At 72.1% G+C, this 22205-nt stretch carries 17 protein-coding genes, 2 pseudogenes and 1 riboswitch; of the genes and pseudogenes, 4 read left to right on the top strand and 15 right to left on the bottom strand.

The genetic code is table 11. The features are described from left to right. Positions 1-68: 68 nt before the first annotated feature. From DVH02_RS00595 to DVH02_RS00605, 3 genes are all read right to left on the bottom strand, one after another. A complete protein-coding gene (locus DVH02_RS00595) occupies positions 69-854 on the bottom strand; it encodes a M23 family metallopeptidase (protein ID WP_114621667.1) in 786 nt (261 codons plus the stop codon). Positions 855-866: 12 nt separating this feature from the next. Further along, positions 867-1042, bottom strand: a riboswitch (cyclic di-AMP (ydaO/yuaA leader). A 187-nt stretch (positions 1043-1229) separates the two neighbouring features. Then, on the bottom strand, positions 1230-2612 hold the full coding sequence (locus DVH02_RS00600; RefSeq protein WP_114621694.1) for a M16 family metallopeptidase: 1383 nt from the start codon (positions 2610-2612) through the stop codon (positions 1230-1232). 17 nt (positions 2613-2629) lie between these two features. Beyond that, on the bottom strand, positions 2630-3991 hold the full coding sequence (locus DVH02_RS00605) for a M16 family metallopeptidase (protein WP_114621668.1): 1362 nt from the start codon (positions 3989-3991) through the stop codon (positions 2630-2632). Between the two features lie 209 nt (positions 3992-4200). Between DVH02_RS00605 and DVH02_RS00610 the strand changes: the two genes are divergently transcribed. Then, complete coding sequence (locus tag DVH02_RS00610) at positions 4201-6651, top strand: DNA gyrase/topoisomerase IV subunit A (RefSeq protein ID WP_114621669.1); 2451 nt, start codon at positions 4201-4203, stop codon at positions 6649-6651. 76 nt (positions 6652-6727) lie between these two features. Here DVH02_RS00610 and DVH02_RS00615 read toward each other — a convergent pair whose 3' ends face one another. Then, positions 6728-7978 (bottom strand): CobW family GTP-binding protein, encoded by a 1251-nt coding sequence (locus tag DVH02_RS00615; RefSeq protein ID WP_114621670.1) that lies wholly within the window; start codon positions 7976-7978, stop codon positions 6728-6730. Positions 7979-8019: 41 nt separating this feature from the next. Beyond that, positions 8020-8130: pseudogene (locus DVH02_RS00620) on the bottom strand (citrate/2-methylcitrate synthase); the annotation flags it as partial. 2 nt (positions 8131-8132) lie between these two features. Here DVH02_RS00620 and DVH02_RS00625 point away from each other — a divergent pair. After that, positions 8133-8345: pseudogene (locus DVH02_RS00625) on the top strand (citrate/2-methylcitrate synthase); the annotation flags it as partial. A gap of 24 nt (positions 8346-8369) precedes the next feature. On the opposite strand, the gene DVH02_RS00630 reads toward DVH02_RS00625, so the two are convergent. The 5 genes from DVH02_RS00630 to DVH02_RS00655 all read right to left on the bottom strand — a co-directional run bounded on the left by DVH02_RS00630 (position 8370) and on the right by DVH02_RS00655 (position 14614). Beyond that, a complete protein-coding gene (locus tag DVH02_RS00630; protein WP_114621671.1) occupies positions 8370-10004 on the bottom strand; it encodes a glycoside hydrolase family 13 protein in 1635 nt (544 codons plus the stop codon). Between the two features lie 35 nt (positions 10005-10039). Beyond that, positions 10040-10945: a carbohydrate ABC transporter permease gene (locus DVH02_RS00635; RefSeq protein ID WP_114621672.1), complete on the bottom strand. Its 906-nt coding sequence runs from the start codon at positions 10943-10945 to the stop codon at positions 10040-10042. Between the two features lie 17 nt (positions 10946-10962). Then, a complete protein-coding gene (locus tag DVH02_RS00640; protein ID WP_114621673.1) occupies positions 10963-11922 on the bottom strand; it encodes a carbohydrate ABC transporter permease in 960 nt (319 codons plus the stop codon). 7 nt (positions 11923-11929) lie between these two features. After that, positions 11930-13279 (bottom strand): ABC transporter substrate-binding protein, encoded by a 1350-nt coding sequence (locus DVH02_RS00645; protein ID WP_114621674.1) that lies wholly within the window; start codon positions 13277-13279, stop codon positions 11930-11932. A 324-nt stretch (positions 13280-13603) separates the two neighbouring features. Then, a complete protein-coding gene (locus DVH02_RS00655) occupies positions 13604-14614 on the bottom strand; it encodes a LacI family DNA-binding transcriptional regulator (protein ID WP_114621675.1) in 1011 nt (336 codons plus the stop codon). Between the two features lie 124 nt (positions 14615-14738). On the opposite strand from DVH02_RS00655, the gene DVH02_RS00660 reads away from it, so the two are divergent. Both DVH02_RS00660 and DVH02_RS00665 read left to right on the top strand, forming a co-directional pair. Then, the gene (locus DVH02_RS00660) at positions 14739-16535 is read left to right on the top strand and encodes a sensor histidine kinase (protein WP_114621676.1); all 1797 of its coding nucleotides are present in this window, start codon (positions 14739-14741) and stop codon (positions 16533-16535) included. After that, the gene (locus DVH02_RS00665; protein ID WP_114621677.1) at positions 16532-17212 is read left to right on the top strand and encodes a response regulator; all 681 of its coding nucleotides are present in this window, start codon (positions 16532-16534) and stop codon (positions 17210-17212) included. Before DVH02_RS00660 ends, DVH02_RS00665 begins: the two co-directional genes overlap by 4 nt. A 111-nt stretch (positions 17213-17323) precedes the next feature. Here DVH02_RS00665 and DVH02_RS00670 read toward each other — a convergent pair whose 3' ends face one another. The 5 genes from DVH02_RS00670 to DVH02_RS00690 form a co-directional block, all read right to left on the bottom strand. Beyond that, positions 17324-18916, bottom strand: a complete 1593-nt coding sequence (locus DVH02_RS00670) for a solute symporter family protein (RefSeq protein WP_114621678.1) — start codon at positions 18914-18916, stop codon at positions 17324-17326. Further along, complete coding sequence (locus DVH02_RS00675) at positions 18913-19593, bottom strand: DUF485 domain-containing protein (RefSeq protein WP_114621679.1); 681 nt, start codon at positions 19591-19593, stop codon at positions 18913-18915. Before DVH02_RS00675 ends, DVH02_RS00670 begins: the two co-directional genes overlap by 4 nt. Before the next feature lie 101 nt (positions 19594-19694). Further along, entirely contained in the window at positions 19695-20375 is a 681-nt protein-coding gene (locus tag DVH02_RS00680; protein WP_114621680.1) for a response regulator transcription factor, read from the bottom strand. Further along, complete coding sequence (locus DVH02_RS00685; protein ID WP_114621681.1) at positions 20372-21544, bottom strand: sensor histidine kinase; 1173 nt, start codon at positions 21542-21544, stop codon at positions 20372-20374. The genes DVH02_RS00680 and DVH02_RS00685 overlap by 4 nt, the downstream gene beginning before the upstream one ends. Further along, positions 21541-22065 carry a DUF1453 family protein gene (locus DVH02_RS00690; RefSeq protein ID WP_114621682.1) on the bottom strand — a complete coding sequence of 175 codons (525 nt, stop codon included), beginning with the start codon at positions 22063-22065 and terminating at the stop codon, positions 21541-21543. Before DVH02_RS00690 ends, DVH02_RS00685 begins: the two co-directional genes overlap by 4 nt. Positions 22066-22205 lie beyond the last annotated feature (140 nt).

Consider the following 22205-nt stretch of genomic DNA (forward strand, 5'->3'; position numbering starts at 1 on the left):
GGGGCCGGGGGTGCGACCGGGCGGATGCGGCAGAGGGGTGCGGCCGGGCGGATGCGCGGGCGATCCGGTCAGACGGTGACGCCGTGCGCCCGCAGATACCCGACGGGGTCCATGTCGGTGCCGTACTCCTGGCCGCCGCGCGCCTCGAAGTGCAGGTGCGGTCCGGTGGCGTTGCCGGTCGCGCCCGAGAGCCCGATCCGCTCTCCGGCGGCGACGCTCTGGCCGACGGAGACGGCGACGGAGGAGAGGTGGCCGTACTGGGTGTAGGTGCCGTCGCTCATCCGGAGCACGATGTTGTTGCCGTACGAGCCGCCCCAGCCCGCCTCGACCACGGTGGCCGCGCCGACGGCGACGACCGACGTGCCGGTGGCGGCGCGGAAGTCGACACCCGAGTGGCTGCCGGAGGACCACAGGGAGCCGCCGGCGCGGTAGCCGGTGGTGACGGCGGAGCCCGCGATCGGCGGCTGGAAGGTGTTCAGCCGCTCGCGCTCCGCGGCGCGCGCGGCGCGCTCCCGCTCGGCGCGGATCTCCTTGGCGCGGGCCTCGGCCATGCGCGCGGCCTGCGCCTTGGCGACGGCCTCCGCCTTGATCCTGGCGACCCGGTCGGCGGCGTGGCGCTGGGCCTCCGCCTGGTCCTCTATGACGCCGGGCAGGGTGTCGCCGAGGGCGATGGCGTGGGCCAGGCCGGTCTGCGCGGCGGCTTCGGCGTTCGCGTCGGCGGCGAGAGCCGGGGAGGCGGCGAGAGTCCCGATGACACCTGTCGCGGTGAGCGTCGCGGCGCCCGCGGCGCCCACGCCCCTGCGGCTCATGCTGCTGCGGGCACGGTGCTTCCCGGTGGCACGGGTGAACGCCATGGAGTGGCTGGTCCTTTCCTTCCCTCTCGCCTACCGGGTCGGCTGACGGGTTCGGAGCAGGAAGGTCTCCTACGGACCCCGCCGCGCGGGCAGAGCCCCGCGAAGGCGGTCCGATTCACCCCAGGGACCGCACATGGGCCCCCGGCTCCCCCGGCTCGCGCCTGACGGGGACTCGGCGATGGCTGTCCAGTGCCACGGATGCGGCGCAACGGCGAACAGCCGGACCGACGCTAAGCGGTTCATCTTTCCCTCGCCAAACAGACGGGAGGTTTTGTCGCGTTCCCCACAGGACAGACAGCTTCTTTTGCTGAGCAAGTGGACATCAAGGGGGAACCCCGGCGACCGAGGTCGCCGGGGTTCCCCGAAAGGGCCGGATCAGCCGGTGACCACCGTCACTTCGCCGATGCCGAGCGCCTCGACGGGCTCCTTGATCTGCGCGGCGTCCCCCACCAGCACGGTGACGAGCCGGTCCACCGGGAAGGCGTTGACCGCCGCGGCCGTCGCCTCGACGGTGCCGGTGGTGGCCAGCCGCGCGTACAGCTGGGCCTGGAAGTCGTCCGGCAGGAACTGCTCGACCTGGTCGGCGAGCGTGGCGGCGACGGAGGCGGCCGTCTCGTACTTGAGCGGGGCCACGCCCACCAGGTTCTGCACGGCCACGTCCCGCTCGGCGTCGGTGAGCCCGTCGGCGGCGAGCGTGCGCAGCACCTTCCAGAGGTCAGCCAGCGCGGGGCCCGTCGAAGCGGTGTCCACGGAGCCGCTGATGGCGAGCATCGCGGCGCCGGTCGGCCCGCCCGGCGCGCCGGGCGCCGAGGAGCGCAGCACCTGGCCGTAGGCCCGTACGCCGTAGGTGTAGCCCTTCTCCTCGCGCAGCACCCGGTCGAGCCGGGAGGTGAGCGTGCCGCCGAGGCAGTAGGTGCCCAGCACCTGGGCGGCCCAGACGCGGTCGTGCCGGTCGGCGCCGATGCGGCCGATCAGCAGCTGGGTCTGGACGGCGCCCGGCCGGTCGACGACGACCACGCGGCCCGTGTCGTCCGCGGTGATCGGCGGGACGGGCCGGGGCGCCGCGGTGTCACCGGTCCAGTCGCCGAGGGTGTCGGCGAGGATCTCGTCCAGGTCGACGCCGGTGAGGTCACCGACGATCACCGCGGTGGCCGTGGCGGGGCGTACGTGCGCCTCGTAGAAGGCGCGTACGCCCGCCGCGTCGATGCGCTCCACCGTCTCCTCGGTGCCCTGGCGCGGCCGGGACATGCGCAGGGCGGCGGGGAACAGCTCCTTGGAGAGCTGCTTGGCGGCCCTGCGGCCGGGGTTGGCGCTCTCGTGCGGGATCTCGTCCAGCCGGTTGCGGACGAGCCGCTCCACCTCGCTGTCCGAGAAGGCGGGGGCGCGCAGCGCCTCGGCGAGCAGGCCGAGCGCCTTGGGCAGCCGGGAGACGGGGACCTCCAGGGAGACCCGTACCCCGGGGTGGTCGGCGTACGAGTCGAGCGTGGCGCCGCAGCGCTCCAGCTCGGCGGCGAACTCCTCGGCGCTGTGCTTGTCGGTGCCCTCGGAGAGCGCCCGCGCCATGATCGTGGCGACGCCGTCGAGCCCGGCGGGCTCGGCGTCGAGCGGGGCGTCGAGGTTGATCTCGACGGCCACCACCTGCTGGCCGGGGCGGTCGCAGCGCAGGACCGTCAGCCCGTTGCCGAGCGTGGCGCGCTCGGGGGCGGGAAAGGCCCACGGCCTGGCCTCACCGGCCGTCGGCTGCGGATGGAAGTCCATGGTCACGGCAGCGTCGGTCACTGGTCCGCCCCCTCCTGGTCGTCGGTGTCGTCCTGGTCGGCCGCTTCGGCGGTGTCCTCGGCGGTGAGCGGCTCGTACACCAGTACCGCCCGGTTGTCGGGGCGCAGCCGCGCCGCGGCCACGGCCCGCACCTCGTCCGCGGTGATGTCCAGCACCCGGTCGACGGCGGACAGGGCGAGCTGCGGATCGCCGAACAGGACGGCGAACCTGCACAGTTCGTCGGCGCGGCCGGCGACCGTGCCGAGCCGGTCCAGCCACTCGCGCTCCAACTGGGCCTGGGCGCGCTCCATCTCCTCGGCGGTGGGGCCCTCGGCGGCGAGCCGGGCCAGCTCCTCGTCGACCGCGGCCTCGATCTGCGGGACCTCGACGCCGCCGGACGTCTTCACGTCCAGCCAGCCGAGCGAGGGGGCGCCCGCCAGCCGCAGCAGCCCGAAGCCCGCGGCGACCGCGGTGCGGTCGCGCCGCACCAGCCGGTTGTGGAGCCGGGAGGACTCCCCGCCGCCGAGCACCGTGAGCGCCAGGTCGGCGGCGTCGCACTCGCGGGTGCCGTCGTGCGGCAGCCGGTAGGCGGCCATCAGCGCGCGCGCCGGGACCTCCTCGTGGATCTCCTCCCGCAGCTCCTCGCCGATGACGTCGGGCAGCGAGCCGTCGCGCGGCGGCTGCTTGCCGTCGTGGGAGGGGATCGAGCCGAAGTACTTCTCGATCCAGGCGAGCGTCCGCTCGGGGTCGATGTCGCCGACGACGGACAGCACCGCGTTGTTCGGAGCGTAGTTGGTGCGGAAGAACGCGCGGGCGTCGTCCAGCGTCGCGGCGTCCAGATCGGCCATGGAACCGATCGGTGTGTGGTGGTACGGGTGGCCCTCGGGGTACGAGAGTGCGGTCAGCCGTTCGAAGGCCGTACCGTATGGCACATTGTCGTACCGCTGGCGGCGCTCGTTCTTGACGACGTCCCGCTGGTTCTCCATGGACTCTTCGTCGAGCGCGGCGAGCAGCGAGCCCATCCGGTCGGCTTCCAGCCAGAGCGCCAGCTCCAGCTGGTGGGTCGGCATGGTCTCGAAGTAATTGGTGCGCTCGAAGCTGGTGGTGCCGTTGAGAGAGCCGCCGGCCCCCTGCACCAGCTCGAAGTGACCGTTCCCCGCCACCTGCGCCGAGCCCTGGAACATCAGGTGCTCGAAGAGGTGGGCGAGACCCGTACGCCCCTTGACTTCGTGGCGCGAGCCGACGTCGTACCAGAGGCAGACCGCGGCGACCGGGGTCAGGTGGTCCTCTGAGAGCACCACGCGCAAGCCGTTGGCCAGGCGGTGCTCAGTAGCTGTCAGGCCGCCGGAACCGGCCTGCGCTGTGGCCGTGTGACCCATGGGCATGTACGTCCCTTCGATCGCGATATGGAGGAAGTCCTGCCACTGTATGCAAGCGTGCCGACACCTGGCGAAGTTCCCCTGTCGCACACCCCCGACACCCCCGCAAACGACGGGTCGAGGTCGGCGTTGTCAGCGGCGCGGTCCACAATGGTCCGCGTCAGTTCCAGAAGTCGCCGTACAGAACCTGTGAAGGAGCCGCAGCCGCGATGGCCCGCCGCAGCACGAAGACCCCGCCGCCGGAGGACTTCGAGGAGAAGATTCTCGACATCGACGTGGTCGATGAAATGCAGGGCTCCTTCCTCGAATACGCCTACTCGGTGATCTATTCCCGGGCCCTGCCCGACGCCCGGGACGGTATGAAGCCGGTACACCGCCGCATCGTGTACCAGATGAACGAGATGGGCCTGCGCCCCGACCGCGGCTACGTGAAGTGCGCCCGCGTCGTCGGCGAGGTGATGGGTAAACTTCACCCGCACGGGGACGCGTCGATCTACGACGCCCTGGTCCGGATGGCACAGCCGTTCTCCATGCGGCTGCCGCTCGTCGACGGCCATGGCAACTTCGGCTCGCTCGGCAATGACGACCCGCCGGCCGCGATGCGGTACACCGAGTGCCGGATGGCTGACGCCACGTCACTGATGACCGAGTCGATCGACGAGGACACCGTCGATTTCCAGCCGAATTACGACGGCCAGGAGCGGGAACCGGTCACGCTTCCCGCCGCCTATCCCAACCTCCTCGTCAACGGCGCCTCCGGGATCGCCGTCGGCATGGCGACGAACATGCCGCCGCACAACCTCGGTGAGGTCGTGGCGGCCGCCCGCCATCTCATCAAGCACCCGGCCGCCGACCTGGAGACGCTGATGCGTTTCGTGCCGGGGCCCGACCTGCCGACCGGCGGCCGGATCGTCGGCCTCACCGGCATCAAGGACGCCTACGAGAAGGGCCGCGGCACCTTCAGGATCCGGGCCACGGCGACCGTGGAGGACGTCTCCGCGCGCCGCAAGGGCCTGGTCGTCACGGAGCTGCCGTTCACGGTCGGCCCCGAGAAGGTGATCGCCAAGATCAAGGACCTGGTCTCCGCCAAGAAGCTCCAGGGCATCGCGGACGTCAAGGACCTCACGGACCGCTCCCACGGCCTGCGCCTGGTCATCGAGGTGAAGAACGGCTTCGTGCCCGAGGCCGTGCTCGAACAGCTCTACAAGCTGACGCCGATGGAGGAGACCTTCGGCATCAACAACGTGGCGCTGGTGGACGGTCAGCCGCTCACGCTGGGCCTCAAGGAGCTGCTGGAGGTCTATCTCGACCACCGGTTCGACGTGGTGCGCCGGCGCAGCGAGTTCCGCAGGACCAAGCGGCGCGACCGGCTCCACCTGGTCGAGGGGCTGCTCGTCGCGCTCATCGACATCGACGAGGTCATCCGGCTGATCCGCTCCAGCGACAACTCGGCGCAGGCCAAGGAGCGGCTCATCGAGCACTTCTCGCTGAGCGACATCCAGACGCAGTACATCCTGGACACGCCGCTGCGCCGGCTCACCCGGTTCGACCGGATCGAGCTGGAGAGCGAGCGCGACCGGCTCAACGGCGAGATCGACGAGCTGACCGGGATCCTGGAGTCGGACAGCGAGCTGCGCAAGCTGGTCTCGACCGAACTGGCCGCCGTGTCGAAGAAGTTCAGCACCCCGCGGCGCACCGTGCTGCTGGAGTCCGCCGGTTCCGCGGTGACCGCGGTGCCGCTGGAGGTCGCGGACGACCCGTGCCGGGTGCTGCTCTCCTCCACCGGGCTGCTGGCCCGTACGGTCAACGGCGAGGCGTTGGAAGGCGGGGACGGCAGACGCACCAAGCACGACGTGATCGTGTCCGCCGTGCCCGCGACGGCGCGCGGCGACGTCGGCGCGGTGACCTCGGCGGGGCGTCTGCTGCGGATCTCCGTGATCGACCTGCCCCAGTTGCCGGACACCGCGTCGGCGCCCAGCCTCTCGGGCGGGGCGGCGGTGACCGAGTTCCTCGCCCTGGAGGGCGACGAGACGCTGATCTGTCTGACCACACTGGACGAGTCGTCCCCAGGACTCGCCCTGGGCACGCTCCAGGGCGTGGTCAAACGGGTGGTGCCGGACTACCCGACCAACAAGGACGAGCTGGAGGTCATCTCCCTCAAGGAGGGCGACCGGATCGTCGGCGGCGTCGAGCTGCGGACGGGCGAGGAGGACCTCGTCTTCATCACCTCCGACGCCCAGTTGCTGCGCTACCAGGCCGCTCAGGTGCGGCCGCAGGGCAGGGCCGCCGGGGGCATGGCGGGCGTCAAGCTGGCCGAGGGCGCCTCGGTGATCTCCTTCACGGCGGTGGATCCCGCGGTGGAGGCGGTGGTCTTCACGGTCACCGGTTCGCACGGCACGCTGGACGACTCCGTACGTACGGCGAAGCTCACGCCGCTGGACCAGTATCCGCGCAAGGGCCGGGCGACCGGCGGGGTGCGCTGCCAGCGGTTCCTGAAGGGCGAGGACATGCTGGTGCTGGGCTGGGCGGGGGCGAGCCCGGCCCGCGCCGCCCGGAAGAACGGCGCTCCGGTGGAGCTGCCGGAGTCCGACCCCCGGCGGGACGGCTCGGGTACGCCGTTCGCGCCGGAGGTCGATGTCCTGGCCGGTCCGGTGCTCTGACCGGCGGGATCACGGCGTGAGCGAGCCGGCCGTCTCGATCGAGGCGGCCGGCTCGGTCATGACCCGGCCGGGTCGGTCACGCCCCGGCCGGGTCCGCACCGGTCCCGGTGCCGGACAGGCCGCCGGGACGGCCGTCGGACAAGTCGCCGGGGTGGCCGTCGGACAGGCCGCCGGGGTGGCCGTGGGGCCGGTCCTCGGCCCGGTCGTCGGGTACGTAGCGCAGGACGCCCCACATGCTCCGGCCGTCCGGATCCGCGGGAGCCGGTTCGGTGTCCCGGCAGGCGTCCAGCTCCTTGAGCAGGGCGTCGCCCGGCCGCGGCGAGCCGTCGAGACCCGAGCCGATCAGCACCAGCTGGGTGAGCCGTTCCTCGCCGCGCGGCCAGGGCTCGGGATGGAAGCGCAGCGAACGGCCGACGGCGTGCAGCACGTAGCGGTTGTCCGGGTCGGCGGCGCCGAAGTCGACACGTCCCTTGATGCGGTAGAGGCCGGGCGGCCGGGAATCGAGGAAGGCCATGAGCCGGCGCGGGCTCATCGGGGCGCGCGCGGTGAACGAGACGGTGTCGTAGGCCGCGTGGAGATGCCCCTCGTGCCCGGCGTGCCCCTCGTGGCCCTCGTGTTCGGCGTGCCCGGCGTGCCCCTCGTGGTCACCGGCACCGTGCCCGTCGTCGTACAGCTCCGCGTACAGGTCCTCGAAGGAGAGCTGGCGCGCGTTCTCCTCCTCGTCCGGCCGGACGGCGGCGTCGAAGAGCAGCTCCGGGTCGATCCGTCCGAACGAGGCGCAGACCACCGGGGTACCCGGGCTCAGCTCCTCGACGGTGGCCAGGACGCGTCGGCGTCCGGGCTCGCCCACCCGGTCGGTCTTGTTGAGGACCACCAGGTCGGCGAGGGCCAGATGCCGGTCCGTCTCGGGATGGCGCGCGCGGGTGGCGTCGAACTCGGCCGCGTCGACCACCTGGATCAGACCGCCGTACACGGTGTGCGGGTTGTCCCCGTGGAGGATCATCCGGACGATTTCCTGGGGCTCGGCCAGGCCGCTCGCCTCGATGACGATGATGTCGATCCGCGCCGACGGCCGGGTGAGCCGCTCCAGATAGCCGTCGAGTTCGCTCGCGTCGACCGCGCAGCACAGACAGCCGTTGCCGAGGGAGACCGTCGATCCGACCTGTCCCGCGACCGTCATGGCGTCGATCTCGATGGCGCCGAAGTCGTTGACGACCACGGCGATCCGGTTGCCCGCGCGGCGGCGCAGCAGATGGTTGAGCAGCGTCGTCTTGCCCGATCCCAGAAATCCCGTCAGAACGACCACAGGGATCCGTTTCCTGCTCACGTGCCGCCTCCGTGCCGTGTCGGTCCGTTTCGGTCCCGCTCTCAGCGGGCGGGCACCGGCTGGGGCGGGGGCGGTCCCACGTAACGGGCCGCCGGGCGGATGATCTTGGAGTCCGCCGCCTGCTCCAGGATATTGGCGCTCCAGCCGACCACCCCGCCATGTGAGACTGCACGCCAATGTCGATCTGGCGCTCGCGGTGCTGTCCGTGACCGCGGGAATGCCGGCGGAGGCGGGCGAGACGGTATTCGCCGTGGCCCGCACGGCGGGATGGATCGCGCACGCCCTGGAGGAGTACGCGGAACAGCCGCTGCGGATGCGTCCCAGCGGTCAGTACAACGGGCCCCGGCCGCCCAGGGAGCTGCCCTGAGCGGCCGGGGCCCGTGCGGGCGGATCAGGCCCGCAGCCAGCAGGCGGCGTCCGGCGCGAGCCGTCCGTTCTCCAGCGGAGCGCTGGTGAGCAGCGTCCGCGTGTGCGCGGGCAGCGGCGCCGGCTCCGCCGAGAGGTTGACGACGCAGATCACCGTGCTCGCGGGGCCGCCCCCCTCCCGCGCCCCGCCGTCGCGCGCGAACGCCAGCACGCCGGGCGCCGAATCGAGCCAGCGCATCGCCCCGTCCCCGAACCCCGGCACGGCCCGCCGCAGCCGCAGGGCCTCGCGGTACAGGGTGAGCATGGAGCCGGGATCGGCCGCCTGGAGGTCGGCGGCGTACGCGGGCCACGAGGCGGGCTGCGGCAGCCACGGCGGCGTCCGCGAGCCGAACCCCGCGTACGGTGCCCGCGCCGTCCACGGCAGCGGCACCCGGCAGCCGTCGCGCCCCGGGTCCTTGCCGCCTGAGCGCCCGTGCATCGGGTCCTGGATGCGCTCCAGCGGGACGTCGGCCTCCGGCAGGCCCAGCTCCTCGCCCTGGTAGAGGTAGACGGCGCCGGGCAGGGCCAGCGACAGGAGGGCGGCGGCGCGGGCCCTGCGGGCGCCGAGTGCGAGGTCCGTCGGGGTGCCGAACTCCTTCGCCGCGAAGTCGAATCCGGTGTCCTCGCGCCCGTACCGGGTGACGGTCCGGGTCACGTCGTGGTTGCTGAGCACCCAGGTGGCGGGCGCGCCGACCGGCGCGTGCTCCGCGAGGGTCTCGTCGATGGCGGCCCGCAGCCGCCCGGCGTCCCAGGGGCACGCGAGGAAGTTGAAGTTGAACGCGGTGTGCAGCTCGTCGGGGCGCAGATAGCGCACGAAGCGCTCGGTGTCGGGCAGCCAGACCTCGCCGACGAAGACGGCGCCGTACTCGTCGGCGATGGCACGCCAGGAACGGTAGATCCCGTGCAGCTCGTCGAGGTCGACATAGGGATGCGGGTCGCGGCCCGCCGTGAAGTCCGGCAGGGCCGGGTCCTTGGCGAGCAGCGCGGCCGAGTCGATCCGTACGCCCGCGACCCCCCGTTCGAACCAGAAGCGCAGCACGTCCTCGTGTTCCCCGCGCACCGCGGGGTGGGCCCAGTTGAGGTCGGGCTGCTCGGGGGCGAAGAGATGCAGGTACCACTCGCCGTCGGGGAGCCGTGTCCAGGGCGTGCCGCCGAACTCGGAGACCCAGTCGTTGGGCGGGATCTCACCGTGCTCGCCGCGCCCGGCCCTGAAGTGGAACAGTTCGCGCTCCGGGCTGCCGGGGCCGGCCGCCAGCGCGGCCCGGAACCAGGCGTGCCGGTCGGAGACGTGGTTCGGTACGACGTCGATGATGGTGCGCAGGGACAGCTCACGCGCCTCGGCGATGAGTTTCTCGGCCTCCGCGAGCGTGCCGAAGGCGGGGTCGATGGTGCGGTAGTCCGCGACGTCGTAACCGCCGTCGGCGAGCGGCGAGAGGTACCAGGGGGTGAACCAGAGCGCGTCGACGCCCAGTTCCACGAGATACGGCAGCTTGGCCCGTACGCCCGCGAGGTCCCCGGTGCCGTCGCCGTCGCCGTCGGCGAAGCTGCGGACGTAGACCTGGTAGATGGCTGCGTCCCGCCACCACAGGGCGTCGGCGGACTCCAGCGGGCTGCCTTCCATGCGGCGTTCCTTTCGAGGGGGGGGTGGGGTACTGGTCAGCCCTTGGCGCTGCCGGCGCTGATCCCGGCGATGATGTGCCGCTGGAACACCAGGAACATCAGCACCATCGGGATACTGGCGATCACCATGGCGGCGATCAGTACCGACAGGGGGATGTTCTGGGAGAGCTGGACGAGGGCGACGCTGATGGGCTGCTTCTCGGTGTCGGAGAAGACCATCAGCGGCCAGAGGAAGTCCTGCCAGACGGCGACCAGCGCGAAGATCGACACGACTCCGAGCACCGGCCGGGACATGGGCAGCACGATGGACCACAGCGTACGGAGCCGGCCCGCCCCGTCGATCTCGGCGGCCTCCAGCACATCGCGCGGGATCCGGTCGAAGAACCGTTTGAGCAGATAGAGGTTGAAGGCGTTGGCGACGGCGGGCAGCCAGATGCCCAGCGGATCGTTGAGCAGGCTGACGTGGATCAGCGGCAGATCGGCGATGGTCAGGTACTTCGGTACGAGCAGCGCCTGGGCGGGGACCATCAGGGTGGCGAGAATGCCGCCCATGATCACCTTGCCGAAGGCGGGCCGCAGCTTCGACAGGGCGTAGGCCGCCGCCGTGCACAGGACGAGCTGGAGGATCCAGGCACCCGCCGCCTGCACCACCGTGTTCCACAGGTGCGTGGGCAGCCGCATCAGCTCCCAGGCGTCGGTGTAGGCGCCGAGGTGCCAGCCGCCGGGGACCAGCGTCGGCGGGGTGCGGACCAGTTCGTCGGGGGACTTCATGGCACCGGAGGCCATCCAGTACACCGGGAAGAGGAAGGCCAGCGCGAAGGCGAGGACGACCGCGCAGAAGACGGTCCAGTAGAGCGCCCTGCCGCGGGCGGTGGCGAGAGCGAGTGGGGAGACGAGGGTGCGTACGCCCTGGCCGCGTTCGGCCTGTCCGGCTCGGGTCATGGCGGTGCGGGCTCCTCTCAGTCGTCGGTGCGGGTGAGCCGCAGATAGAGGGCGGAGAAGAGGCTCAGCACGATCAGCAGCAGCACGCTGAGGGCGCAGGCACCGCCGAAGTCGTTGTAGAGGAAGGCGTATTTGTAGATCAGGTAGAGGACCGTCACGGTGGAGTTCTCCGGACCGCCACCGGTGATCACGAAGGGTTCGGTGAACACCTGCATGGTGGCGATGATCTGGAGCAGCATCAGCATCAGGATGATGAAGCGGGTCTGCGGGACGGTCACATGGCGCACCCGCTGCCAGAGGTTGGCGCCGTCCAGCTCCGCCGCCTCGTACAGCTCGCCGGGGATGCCCTGGAGCGCGGCGAGATAGATGAGGACCGTGCCGCCCATGTTCGCCCACGTGGCCACGATGACCAGGGACAGCAGCGCGGTGTCCGCGCCGTTGGTCCAGTTCGACGTCGGCAGGTGCAGGAAGCGCAGGGTCTCGTTGGCGAGTCCCGCGCCCGGATCGTAGAACCACTTCCACAGCAGGGCGCTGACGACCGGCGGGATCATCACCGGAAGGTAGACGACCACCCGGAAGAAGGACTTCGCGTGGCGCAGCTCGTTGAGGACGAGCGCCATCAGGAACGGTACGGCGAAGCCGATGAGCAGGGCCAGCACGGTGAAGGTGAGCGTGTTGCGCCAGGCCGCGGCGAACTCCGGATCGTGCAGGACCCGGGTGAAGTTGGCGGTGCCCACCCACTCCGGGGCCGATCCGGGGGTGTACTTCTGGAACGCGATGACCACCGCCCGGATCGCCGGGTACCAGGAGAACAGCGCGAAGCAGAGCAGGCCGCCGGCCAGGAAGCCGTAGGCGCGCAGCTGGCGGGAGAGGGCGCGGCGGGCGGCGCCGGAGGTCCCGCTCTGGGTGGGCGTGGTCCCGGGAGCGGGAGCGGGCGGCGCGGCGGCGGGCCGCCGGGGAGCCTGGGCAGTCGTCATGGGTGTGTCAGCCCCGGGCCAGGATTCCGTCGATCTTCGTCCCGGCGTCCTTGAGGAGCTGGTCGATGTCGGCGTCCTTCCTGGTGAGGACCGCGGATACGGCGCCGTCGAGGACGGAGTAGATCTGCTGGGCCTTCGGCGGCTCCAGCTTCGCCGTGAGCCGCTGGCTTCCGTCCAGGAACGCCTGGTAGTTGGCGACCGGGACGTTGGCGTGGCGCTTCTTGAGCTTCTGGTCCTCGGCGTCGGTGGCCCCGGTCCACAGCCGGGGCTCGGGGAGGCCGACCGGCGCCTTCAGATCGGCGGCGCGCTTCCAGTCGTTGAGTCCTGAGCCCGGCGTGTTGGTCTGGAACTCCAGCCACTTCAGACCGGCCCTGATCTGGTCGGGCGACGCCTTCTTGCTGAACATGTAGCCGTCCCCGCCGATGAGCGTGCCCTTGCCGCCGGGCATCGGGGCGAGGCCGAGGTCCTCGTAGCTGCCGCCCTTCTCCTTGACCAGGATCGGGACGTTGTCCGGGGCGGAGAGGTACATGCCGAGTCTGCCGGAGCCCATCATCTGTTGGACGTCGTTGAGGATGAGGAGCTGCTTGCTGCCCATGGAGTCGTCGCTCCAGCGCATGTCCTTGAGGTTCCGCAGGACGGCCCTGCCCTCGGGGCCGTCGACGGCGGACTTCTCGCCGTCCGGCGTGACGACGTCGCCGCCCTGGGAGTACATCTCGGCGGTGAAGTGCCAGCCGCCCTGGTTCTGGGCGCTGTAGTCGGCGTAGCCGACGTACTCCTTGCCGAGGCCGGCGATCTTCCTGGCGGCGGCGCGGACCTCTTCCCAGGTGGCCGGGGGCTTGTCGGGGTCGAGGCCGGCGCGCTCGAAGAGTCTCTTGTTGTAGAGGAGGCCCATCGAGTAGTTGGTGCGCGGTATGCCGTAGACCTTGCCGTCGACGGTGTAGACGTCGCGCAGCGACTGCTGGATGTCGCCGTAGCCCTTCATGTCCTTCACGTACGACGTGATGTCGGCCGCCTGGTTGATGTCGACGACGTGTCCGGCGTCGGTGAAGTACGTGTAGAAGACGTCTTCCATCTGGCCGCCCGCGAGCTTCGCGTCGAAGGTCTTGGGGTCCTGGCAGGGGAAGGCGTCGCGGCCCACGATGTCGATGTCCGGGTTGGCCTTCTCGAACGCCTTGATGTCGTCCTCGAAGCTCTGCCGGTCGATCTTCGCGCTCTTGGGCGGCATGCAGTTGACGGTGACGCGCGTTTTGCCCCCGGCCGGGCTGTCGCTGTCCGAACCGCAGGCGGCGAGTCCGGTGAGGGCGAGAACGGTGGCGGTGGCGGTGGCGCACAGACGGCGGAACCCGGAGCTACTCATCGATGGGACCCCTCTTGGGCAGGAGCGCGGGAACCTCACAGCTGCTCGCTGTGTGGCGGCGCTCACTCAACCACTCGACCCAGGAGTCCGCAATATCTCGCTCCAATATCGCAAATACTTGACAGATTGTGGCCGGTGTCGCCGCGCGGCAGCGCAACTCGTCCGACAGACCGAAACGGCCCCGCACGCGTGGGCGTGCGGGGCCGGTGGGCGGCGGGGGCGGCGGGGGCGCTGGGCGGCGGGGCCGGTGGGCGGTGGGGGCGCTGGCCGGTGGGCGGTGCGTGGCGCGGCACCGGGAGGGGCTTCCGGGGGCGGGTACGGCGGTCAGCCGCGCGGCGCCTGCCCCGTGGAGCCCCGCACCACCAGCTCCGGCTCGAACAGCAGCTCGCCGGGAGGCACCGCGCCGCCCTGGATCTGCGCGTTGAGCATCTCGACGGCCGCCCGGCCCATCGCCTCGATGGGCTGGCGGACCGTCGTCAGCGGGGGTTCGGTGCAGTTCATGAACGCGGAGTCGTCGAAGCCGACGACCGAGACCTCGCCGGGCACGGCGAGACCGCGCCGGCGCGCGGCCCGTACCGCCCCGAGGGCCAGCGGGTCGCTGGCGCAGATGATGCCCGTGACGCCCCGGTCGAGCAGGCGCGTGGCCGCCGCCTGGCCGCCCTCCAGGGAGAACATGGTCCGCTCGATCCGCTCGTCGGGCAGACCGGCCCCCGCCGCGTCCGCCGCCGCCCGCGCGGCGGCCAGCTTGCGCCGGGACGGCACGTGGTCGGCCGGGCCGAGCACCAGCCCCACCCGCTCGTGGCCGAGGGAGGCCAGATGGCGCCACGCCTGTTCGACCGCGACGGCGTCGTCGCAGGAGATGCAGGGGAAGTCGAGGTTCTCGATCGGGGCGTTGATCAGCACGACCGGGATCCGGCGCTCGGCGAGCAGCCGGTAGTGCTCGTGCGGGGCGTCGGCCTGCGCGAAGAGACCGCCCGCGAAGACCACGCCGGAGACCTGCTGCTGGAGCAGCAGCTCCACGTAGTCGGCCTCGGAGACGCCGCCCTTGGTCTGGGTGCAGAGCACGGGGGTGAGGCCCTGTTGCGCCAGCGCGCCGCCGATGACCTCGGCGAACGCGGGAAAGATGGGGTTCTGCAGCTCCGGCAGGACCAGACCGACGAGCCGGGCGCGCTCCCCGCGCAGCTGGGTGGGGCGCTCGTAGCCGAGGACGTCGAGCGCGGTCAGCACGGACTGCCGGGTGGCCTGCGAGACCCCGGGCTTGCCGTTGAGCACCCGGCTGACCGTGGCCTCGCTGACCCCAACCTTCTTCGCCACCTGAGCAAGTCGTCGCGTCATGTACGCAAGACTATCGCAAGCGATGCAAGCCACTTGCTCCATGACGCAATCCGAGCGTAAAGAGCGGAGCGAGCCGTTCGGGGAGATTTCGGAAACCGCGTCCGGCCCTCTACCGTTCGTACGCATGAGCGCCGGACCGAGCAGCACGGCCCGCACCGCGGCCGGACGACGACGACGGCGGCTCGGCTGGCCGCGCCGGGTCTCCTCCCAGGTGCTGCTGACGCAGCTCGCCATCGCCGCCGGGGTGACCGTGCTGGCCACCGGGCTCTTCCTCGCCCCGTTCAGCCATGAGCTGGACGACCAGGCGATGCGCCGCGCCCTGGCCATCGCCGAGACCACCGCTTCGCCGAAGACGGCCGCCGACCTGCTGACGTCCCGGCCCGCCGCCGACGGCCCCGTGCAGGCCGAGGCCGAACGGATCAGACGGGCCAGCGGGGCCGAGTACGTCGTCGTCATGGACCTCGACGGGGTGCGCTGGTCGCACACGGACATCGAGGAGATCGGCAGGGTCGTCTCCACCGACCCGAGCGAGGCGCTCGCGGGCGAGCACCTCATGGAACTCGACAGCGGGACACTCGGCCGCTCCGCCCGGGGGAAGGTGCCGCTGCGCGACGGTACGGGGCGGATCGTCGGCGCCGTGTCGGTCGGCATCGCGTACGACAGCGTCCACAACCGGCTTCTCGCCGCGATCCCCGGCCTCCTCGCCTACGCGGGCGCGGCGCTGGCCGCCGGAGCGCTCGCCGCCTTCCTGATCTCCCGGCGTCTCCAGCGGCAGACCCACGACCTGGCCTTCTCCGACATCTCGGCGCTGCTGACCGAGCGCGAGGCGATGCTGCACAGCCTGCGCGAGGGCGTGGTCGCGCTGGACCCCGCCGGCCGGATCCGGCTGATGAACGACGAGGCGCAGCGGCTGCTCGGCCTCGGCCCCGACGCCACGGGCCGCCCGCTGGAGGAGTCGCTCGGCGAGGGGCGCGCCACGGAGGTGCTGACCGGGCGGGTGCGGGGCGAGGATCTGCTGGCCGTCCAGGGCGGCCGGGTCCTGGTCGCCAACCGGATGCCGACGGACGACGGCGGCGCGGTCGTGACCCTGCGGGACCGTACGGAGCTGGAGCAGCTCGGCCGCGAACTGGACGCGACGCGCGGCCTGATCGACGCCCTGCGCGCCCAGGACCACGAGCACGCCAACCACATGCACACCCTGCTGGGGCTGCTGGAGCTGGAGATGCACCAGGAGGCGGCGGAGTTCGTCAACGAGGTGGTCGGGGTGCACCGGACCACCGCCGAGCAGGTCACCGAGCGGATCCTCGACCCGCTGCCGGCCGCGCTGCTGGTCGGGAAGGCCACCGTCGCCGCCGAGCGGGGCGTCCTGCTGCGGCTGTCGCCCGACACCCTGCTGCCGAACCGGCTGGTCGACCCGCAGGGCCTGGTGACGGTGGTCGGCAACCTGGTGGACAACGCCCTGGACGCGGCGGCCGGTTCCGACGATCCGCGTATCGAGGTGGAGCTGCTCGCCGAGGACCGTACGGTCGTCCTGGTGGTCTCCGACAGCGGCCCCGGCATCCCGGCCGACCGGCGCGAACTCGTCTTCTCCGAGGGCTGGTCGACCAAGGAGCCGCCCGCCCACGGCAGGCGCGGTCTCGGGCTGGCGCTGGTGCGCCGGCTCGCCGAGCGGCAGGGCGGCAGCGCGCGGGCCGGCGTCTCCCCGCTGGGCGGCGCCGAGTTCACCGTCGTCCTTCCGGAGGCGCTGACCGAACCGGCCGAGGACACCGGTACGGGCACGGGCGTGGAGACGGACCTCGACGCGGGTATCGATACGGGCATCGATACGGACACGGACCCCGGTGCGCGAGCGGACGCGGGCCCTGGCGCACCGGCTTCTCTCCCGGCGTACGGGCGGAGCGCGGCGGGAGAGACACGGTGATCGAGGTACTGATCGTGGACGACGACGTCCGGGTGGCGCGGGTCAACACCGCCTATGTGGCGAAGGTGGCGGGGTTCCGTGTGGTGGCCCAGGCGCACTCGGCCACCGAGGCCCTCGACCGGATCGCGCTCCACCGGGTCGATCTGATCCTCCTCGACCACGGCCTGCCCGACCGCAACGGCGTCACGCTGGTGCGGGAGTTGCGGCAGCTCGGCCACGAGGCCGACGTGATCATGGTGACGGCGGCGCGCGACGTCGCCACCGTCCAGTCCGCGATGCGTCAGGGCGCCCTTCAGTACCTGGTCAAACCGTTCGGCTTCGCCGGGTTGCGGGCCAAGCTGGAGGCGTACGCGACGCTGCGGCGCACGGTCGAGCGCGGCGGCGAGGCGGAACAGGCGGAGGTGGACCGGATGTTCGGCGCGCTGTCCGCCTCGGCCGCCCCTGAGCTGCCCAAGGGGCACTCCCCCACCACGGCGGCCGTGATCCGCCGGACGCTGCGGAGCGCCGAAGGGCCGCTGTCGGCACAGGAGATCGCGGAGCGGGCCGGAATGAGCCGGCAGACCGCGCAGCGCTACCTCAAGGTGCTGGAGCGGGCCGGACGGATACGGCTGACGCTCCGGTACGGCGGGACGGGGCGCCCGGAGCACCGCTACACCTGGCCGACGGCGAACGGCTGAGCCCGGGGGGCCGAGGGGCCGGAGAGCCGAGGGGCCGGAGAGCCTGGGGCCTGGGGCCTCCTGTGGCCTGGGGCCGGGGGGCATACCCGCCGCGGGCGCCGGTGGACCGGCTCAGACCGCGCCCGCGCCGGTCAGCGACCTGACCTCGGTCTGCGCGTGCTTCGCCGCGTCGGGTTCCTCACGGGAGGTGACCGTACCGATCCAGCCCGCGAGGAAGCCCAGCGGGATCGAGACCAGCCCCGGGTTCTGGAGCGGGAAGAAATGGAAGTCGAGCCCGGGGAAGAGCGCCTCGGGGCTTCCGGAGACGACCGGCGAGAGCGCCACCAGGAGCAGCGCCGGGAACAGTCCCCCGTACACCGACCAGACCGCGCCGCGCGTGGTGAAGCGGCGCCAGAACAGCGAGTAGAGCAGGACGGGCAGATTGGCGGAGGCGGCGACCGCGAAGGCGAGGGCGACAAGGAAGGCCACGTTCAGCTCCTGCGCCAGCAGGCTGAGGCCGATGGCCACCGCGCCGATTCCGACCGCCGCCGTCCGGGCCACGGCGACCTCGCCGCGCGGCGCGGCGCGCCTCCGCCGCAGCGAGGCGTACAGATCGTGGGCGACGGAGGCCGAGGAGGCGAGCGTGATGCCCGCGACGACGGCGAGGATGGTGGCGAAGGCGACCGCCGCGACCACCGCGAACAGCACGGTGCCGCCGGTCGAGCCGGCCCCGCCGCCGAGGTCGAGGGCGAGCAGCGGCACGGCGGTGTTCCCGGCCGGGTTGGACGCCCGTACCGCGTCGGAGCCCACCAGCGCCGCCGCGCCGAACCCGAGCACGATCGTCATCAGGTAGAAGCCACCGATGAGCCCGATCGACCAGACCACCGAGCGACGGGCCGCGCGGGCGGTCGGCACGGTGTAGAAGCGCGACAGGATGTGCGGCAGCCCCGCCGTGCCGAGGACCAGCGCGAGTCCGAGGCTGACGAAGTCGAGGCGCGCGGTCGGATCACCGCCGTACTTCAGTCCGGGGGCGAGGAACTCCGCGCCGTGGCCGCTGTGCGCGACGGCCGTGTCGAGCAGGGCGTTGACATTGCCGTGGAAACGGATCAGGACGAGCACGGTCAGCGTGATCGCCCCGGCCATCAGCAACACGGCCTTGACGATCTGGATCCAGGTGGTGGCGCGCATCCCGCCCAGCGAGACGTAGACGACCATGAGGGCGCCGACCCCGATCACGGTCCAGGTGCGCGCCGCCGCGCTCGTCGAGCCGAGCAGCAGCGCGACCAGACTCCCGGCACCGACCATCTGCGCCACCAGATAGAGCACCGAGACGGTGACCGAGGAGATCCCGGCCGCGATCCGTACGGGCCGCTCGCGCATGCGGGCCGCGACCACGTCGGCGAGGGTGAACCGGCCGCAGTTGCGGACGAGTTCGGCGACGAGGAGCAGAACGACCAGCCAGGCGACGAGGAAGCCGACCGAATAGAGCATCCCGTCGTAGCCGAAGAGGGCGATCAGGCCCGAGATGCCGAGGAACGAGGCCGCGGACATGTAGTCGCCCGCGATGGCGAAACCGTTCTCCATGGGTGAGAACAGCCGGCCGCCCGCGTAGAACTCCTCGGCGGAACCCCGCCGGGCGCGGCTCACCCAGGTGGTGATCCCCAGCGTGACCGCGACGAACGCGCTGAACAGCACCAGTGCCAGGGTCTGGTGGTCGCCGGTCATCGGGCGGCCTCCTCGGCCGGGCGCCGGGCCCGCTCGTCGGGCCGCCGTTGGTCGAGCCGTTCACGAGGCTGTTCCCGGCTCCGCTCCTGGCTCTGCACCTGATCGCGTCCCTGGTCCCGCTCCTGGCTCTGCTCCTGATCGCGTTCCTGGTCCCGCTCCTGGCTCTGCTCCTGATCGCGCTTCTGGTCCCGTTCCTGGTCGCGTTCCCGGCTCTGTTGCCGGTCGAACACGGTCCAGCGCAGTTCGAGCGCCTCGCGGTCCCGGTGCAGCCGGGCATGGCGCGCGTAGGCCCAGGTCAGCAGGAAGGTCGAGAGGAACTGGCCGAGACCGGCCACCATCGCCACGTTCACCGCGCCCGCCACCGGCCGGGCCATCAGCCCCGGCGCCGTCGTCGCCGCCACGACATACGCCAGGTACCAGACGAGGAAGGCGATCGTGGCGGGGACGACGAACCGCCGGTAGCGGCGGCGCACCTCCTGGAAGGCGGCGCCGCGCTGCACCTCCCGGTAGATGTCGTACGCCGCGCCCCCGGCGGGCCGGGGAGCGGAGCCGGGCGGCGCCGCCGGCACGTCCGTGCCGCCCGAACCGCCCGGGTCACCCCACTCCGAGGCCAGCGCGTCGTACCACGGGTCGTCGAGCCGTACCGCCTCGGCGGCCCGCCCTTCCTGCTTCTCCACCGGTCAACTCTCCTTGTCGGCGGACCGTTTCGGCCGCGTGGCAAGAAGGATGGGTGCAGCGGGGGCGGCCCTGGCTCGGAATCGCCCCCGATTTCACCCCATCAGGTGATCTCCGTGCCGGGAGACTGGATCAGACCGCGCTGATAGGCGTACCGCACCGCCTGGGCCCGGTCGCGTGCCCCGATCTTGGCGAAGAGGTTGTTGATGTGGGTCTTCACGGTCGCCGCGCCGATGTGCAGCCGCTGGGCGATCTCCTTGTTGGAGAGCCCCTCGGCGACCAGGGAGAGCACCTCGGCCTCCCGAGCCGTGAGCCCGTCGGGCAGCCGCGCCGCGGCCGGGGCGGGCGGCGGGGCGGGCGGCGGAGCCGTGACCCGCTCCAGCAGCCTGCGCTGCACGGAGGGGGCGAGACCGGCCTGCCCCGCCAGGACGTCCTCGACGGCCCGGACGATCTCCTCGCCCTGGGCGTCCTTGGTGAGATAGCCGCGCGCCCCCGCCTGGAGCGCGGCGAACAGCGAGTCGTCGTCGGCGTACGTCGTGAGCACCACGACCTGCGTACCGGGGTGGTCGCGGCGGATCCGGCGGGTGGCCTCCACGCCGTCGCAGCGCGGCATCCGCAGATCCATCAGCACGACATCGGGGTCGAGCCGCGCGACCAGGGCGACTGCCTCCTCGCCGTCCCTCGCCGCGCCGACCACCTCGATGCCCGGCAGCAGCCCGAGCAGCATCACGATGCCCTCGCGCACCACGGACTGGTCGTCCGCCACGATCACTCTGGCCGTCATGCGGGCACTCGCAGACGCACGCTGAAACCCTCCTCGTCAGGGACACCGCCGGCCTCCAGCGCGCCGCCGAGCAGCTCGGCGCGCTCCCTCATCCCGAGCAGACCGTACCCGGAACCGGACATCGGCAGCCCGGCCGGGACCCGGCCCCGGCCCCCGGAGTCCCGTACGACCAGGACCACGTCGTCGGCTCCGTAGCGCAGCAGGATCGAAACGCGCGCGCCGGGGGCGTGTTTGCGTACGTTGGTGAGCGCCTCCTGCGCGACCCTGCGCACCGTCTGGGAGACCTCGGCCGGCAGCGGCCTCGGGGTCCCCTCGACGCCGACTTCGGCGCCGTCCGTCGCGGCCAGCTCCCGGAGGTAGTCGCCCAGCGGAGCCATCTCGCCACGCAGCGCCGACAGCGCCTGCCGGGTCTCGGCGAGCCCTTCGCGCGCCATGGAGCGGGCGGCGACGACGCGCTCCAGGATCTGGTCGCGGAACGGTCCGCGCGGCTCCTGCTCGATCCGCAACCGCGCCGCCTCCAGATGGACGAGCTGCGCGGAGAGGCTGTGCGCCAGCACGTCGTGGATGTCACGGGCGATCCTGGCCCGTTCGGCGAGCGCGGCCGTCTCCGCCTCCGCCGCGCGGGCGGCGCGCTCCTGCGCCAGCAGCCGGTGGGCGTTGCCGCGCGCCTCGGCGTCCAGCCGCAGGACGTAGCCGCCGAGGAAGAGCCCGACCGTGGTGATCAGCGTGGAGAGCAGCTCCTCGCCGGTCAGGATCGTGTACCCGGTGAACGCGGCGAGCGCGGTGGGCAACGCGATGATCAGCGGCAGCCGCTCGATGCAGGTGACGGCGCAGCCGCACCACAGCACGACGGCGGCGACCCCGAACCCCGTCTGGTCCGCCGCGAAGGCCGCGCCCAGCAGCAGGAGCAGCAGCGCCACCGAGGGCCACAGCCGGTGGCTCAGGGTGGTGCGGTAGAAACCCCAGGCGCAGAATCCGACCGCGAAGACCCCGGCCACCGCCGCGACCGCGCTCCAGCCGGAGACATGCCGCTGGCTGAAGGTGGACCAGAGCAGCGCGCCGCAGACCAGCAGCCGTACGGCCGCGGACAGCCGCCTTCTGGCATCGGTCAGGCCCTCACGGGAGAGTGCCTCGCGCGAGGGCCAGTTGGTCCAGGGCTGGGGCGTCACACACGGTCCTTCCACGGCGCGGTGGCTACGTGATCACCGTACGACGGAGCGGGCCCGCCCGAAGGCCGCAGGGCCTGGGCCCGCCGCGCCAGCAGACCGCCGCGGACCAGCAGGGTGGCGGCGAGCGCGAGCAGCAGCGCCCCGCTGCCCTGGTGGACGCCCAGCATCACGCCGACGCCCATCAGCCCGAGCCGGACCGCGATGCCGACGCCCCAGACGGCAGCGGTCGCCCTGGTGCCCTTGGACCACACCGCGCCGTCCTGCCCGGTCCAGACGCGGCTGGTGCGCGCCCAGCCCACGCCGATGAGGACCCCGACCGCCAGTTCGACGCCGATCAGCAGCGCCGCCACCGCCGTGTGGTGCGGGTCGAGGAGCCGGGGTTCGCGCAGGGCCATGGCCGCCAGGACGACGGGCGCCACCAGCCACTTGCGCCCGCCGGTCCTGATCCGCTGGGGCTTGATCTGCCGGGCCACGACGAGGGCGACGACAGCGACGATCACCAGCAGGTTGACGAGTGACATGGGAGCCTCCGGAAACGGGAAGTACAACGACTTCGACGTTACGGAAACGGCCAGGCCAGGGCATCGGAGCGTGGGTGGAACCCGGGAGGGACAGCGGCCTCCACCCGTGGGTGGAGGCCGCTTCCTACAGATGCCGACGG

This window comes from Streptomyces corynorhini (genome assembly GCF_003346515.1).
Classification (GTDB): domain Bacteria; phylum Actinomycetota; class Actinomycetes; order Streptomycetales; family Streptomycetaceae; genus Streptomyces; species Streptomyces corynorhini.

Bases quoted from the DNA above. Each gene is read 5' to 3' on its own strand.
- DVH02_RS00595 (WP_114621667.1), bottom strand. From the start codon at position 854: ATGGCGTTCACCCGTGCCACCGGGAAGCACCGTGCCCGCAGCAGCATG.
- DVH02_RS00600 (WP_114621694.1), bottom strand. From the start codon at position 2,612: ATGGACTTCCATCCGCAGCCGACGGCCGGTGAGGCCAGGCCGTGGGCC.
- DVH02_RS00655 (WP_114621675.1), bottom strand. From the start codon at position 14,614: ATGACGCGACGACTTGCTCAGGTGGCGAAGAAGGTTGGGGTCAGCGAG.
- DVH02_RS00630 (WP_114621671.1), bottom strand. From the start codon at position 10,004: ATGGAAGGCAGCCCGCTGGAGTCCGCCGACGCCCTGTGGTGGCGGGAC.
- DVH02_RS00610 (WP_114621669.1), top strand. From the start codon at position 4,201: ATGGCCCGCCGCAGCACGAAGACCCCGCCGCCGGAGGACTTCGAGGAG.
- DVH02_RS00640 (WP_114621673.1), bottom strand. From the start codon at position 11,922: ATGACGACTGCCCAGGCTCCCCGGCGGCCCGCCGCCGCGCCGCCCGCT.
- DVH02_RS00690 (WP_114621682.1), bottom strand. From the start codon at position 22,065: ATGTCACTCGTCAACCTGCTGGTGATCGTCGCTGTCGTCGCCCTCGTC.
- DVH02_RS00645 (WP_114621674.1), bottom strand. From the start codon at position 13,279: ATGAGTAGCTCCGGGTTCCGCCGTCTGTGCGCCACCGCCACCGCCACC.
- DVH02_RS00660 (WP_114621676.1), top strand. From the start codon at position 14,739: ATGAGCGCCGGACCGAGCAGCACGGCCCGCACCGCGGCCGGACGACGA.
- DVH02_RS00635 (WP_114621672.1), bottom strand. From the start codon at position 10,945: ATGACCCGAGCCGGACAGGCCGAACGCGGCCAGGGCGTACGCACCCTC.
- DVH02_RS00680 (WP_114621680.1), bottom strand. From the start codon at position 20,375: ATGACGGCCAGAGTGATCGTGGCGGACGACCAGTCCGTGGTGCGCGAG.
- DVH02_RS00605 (WP_114621668.1), bottom strand. From the start codon at position 3,991: ATGGGTCACACGGCCACAGCGCAGGCCGGTTCCGGCGGCCTGACAGCT.
- DVH02_RS00670 (WP_114621678.1), bottom strand. From the start codon at position 18,916: ATGACCGGCGACCACCAGACCCTGGCACTGGTGCTGTTCAGCGCGTTC.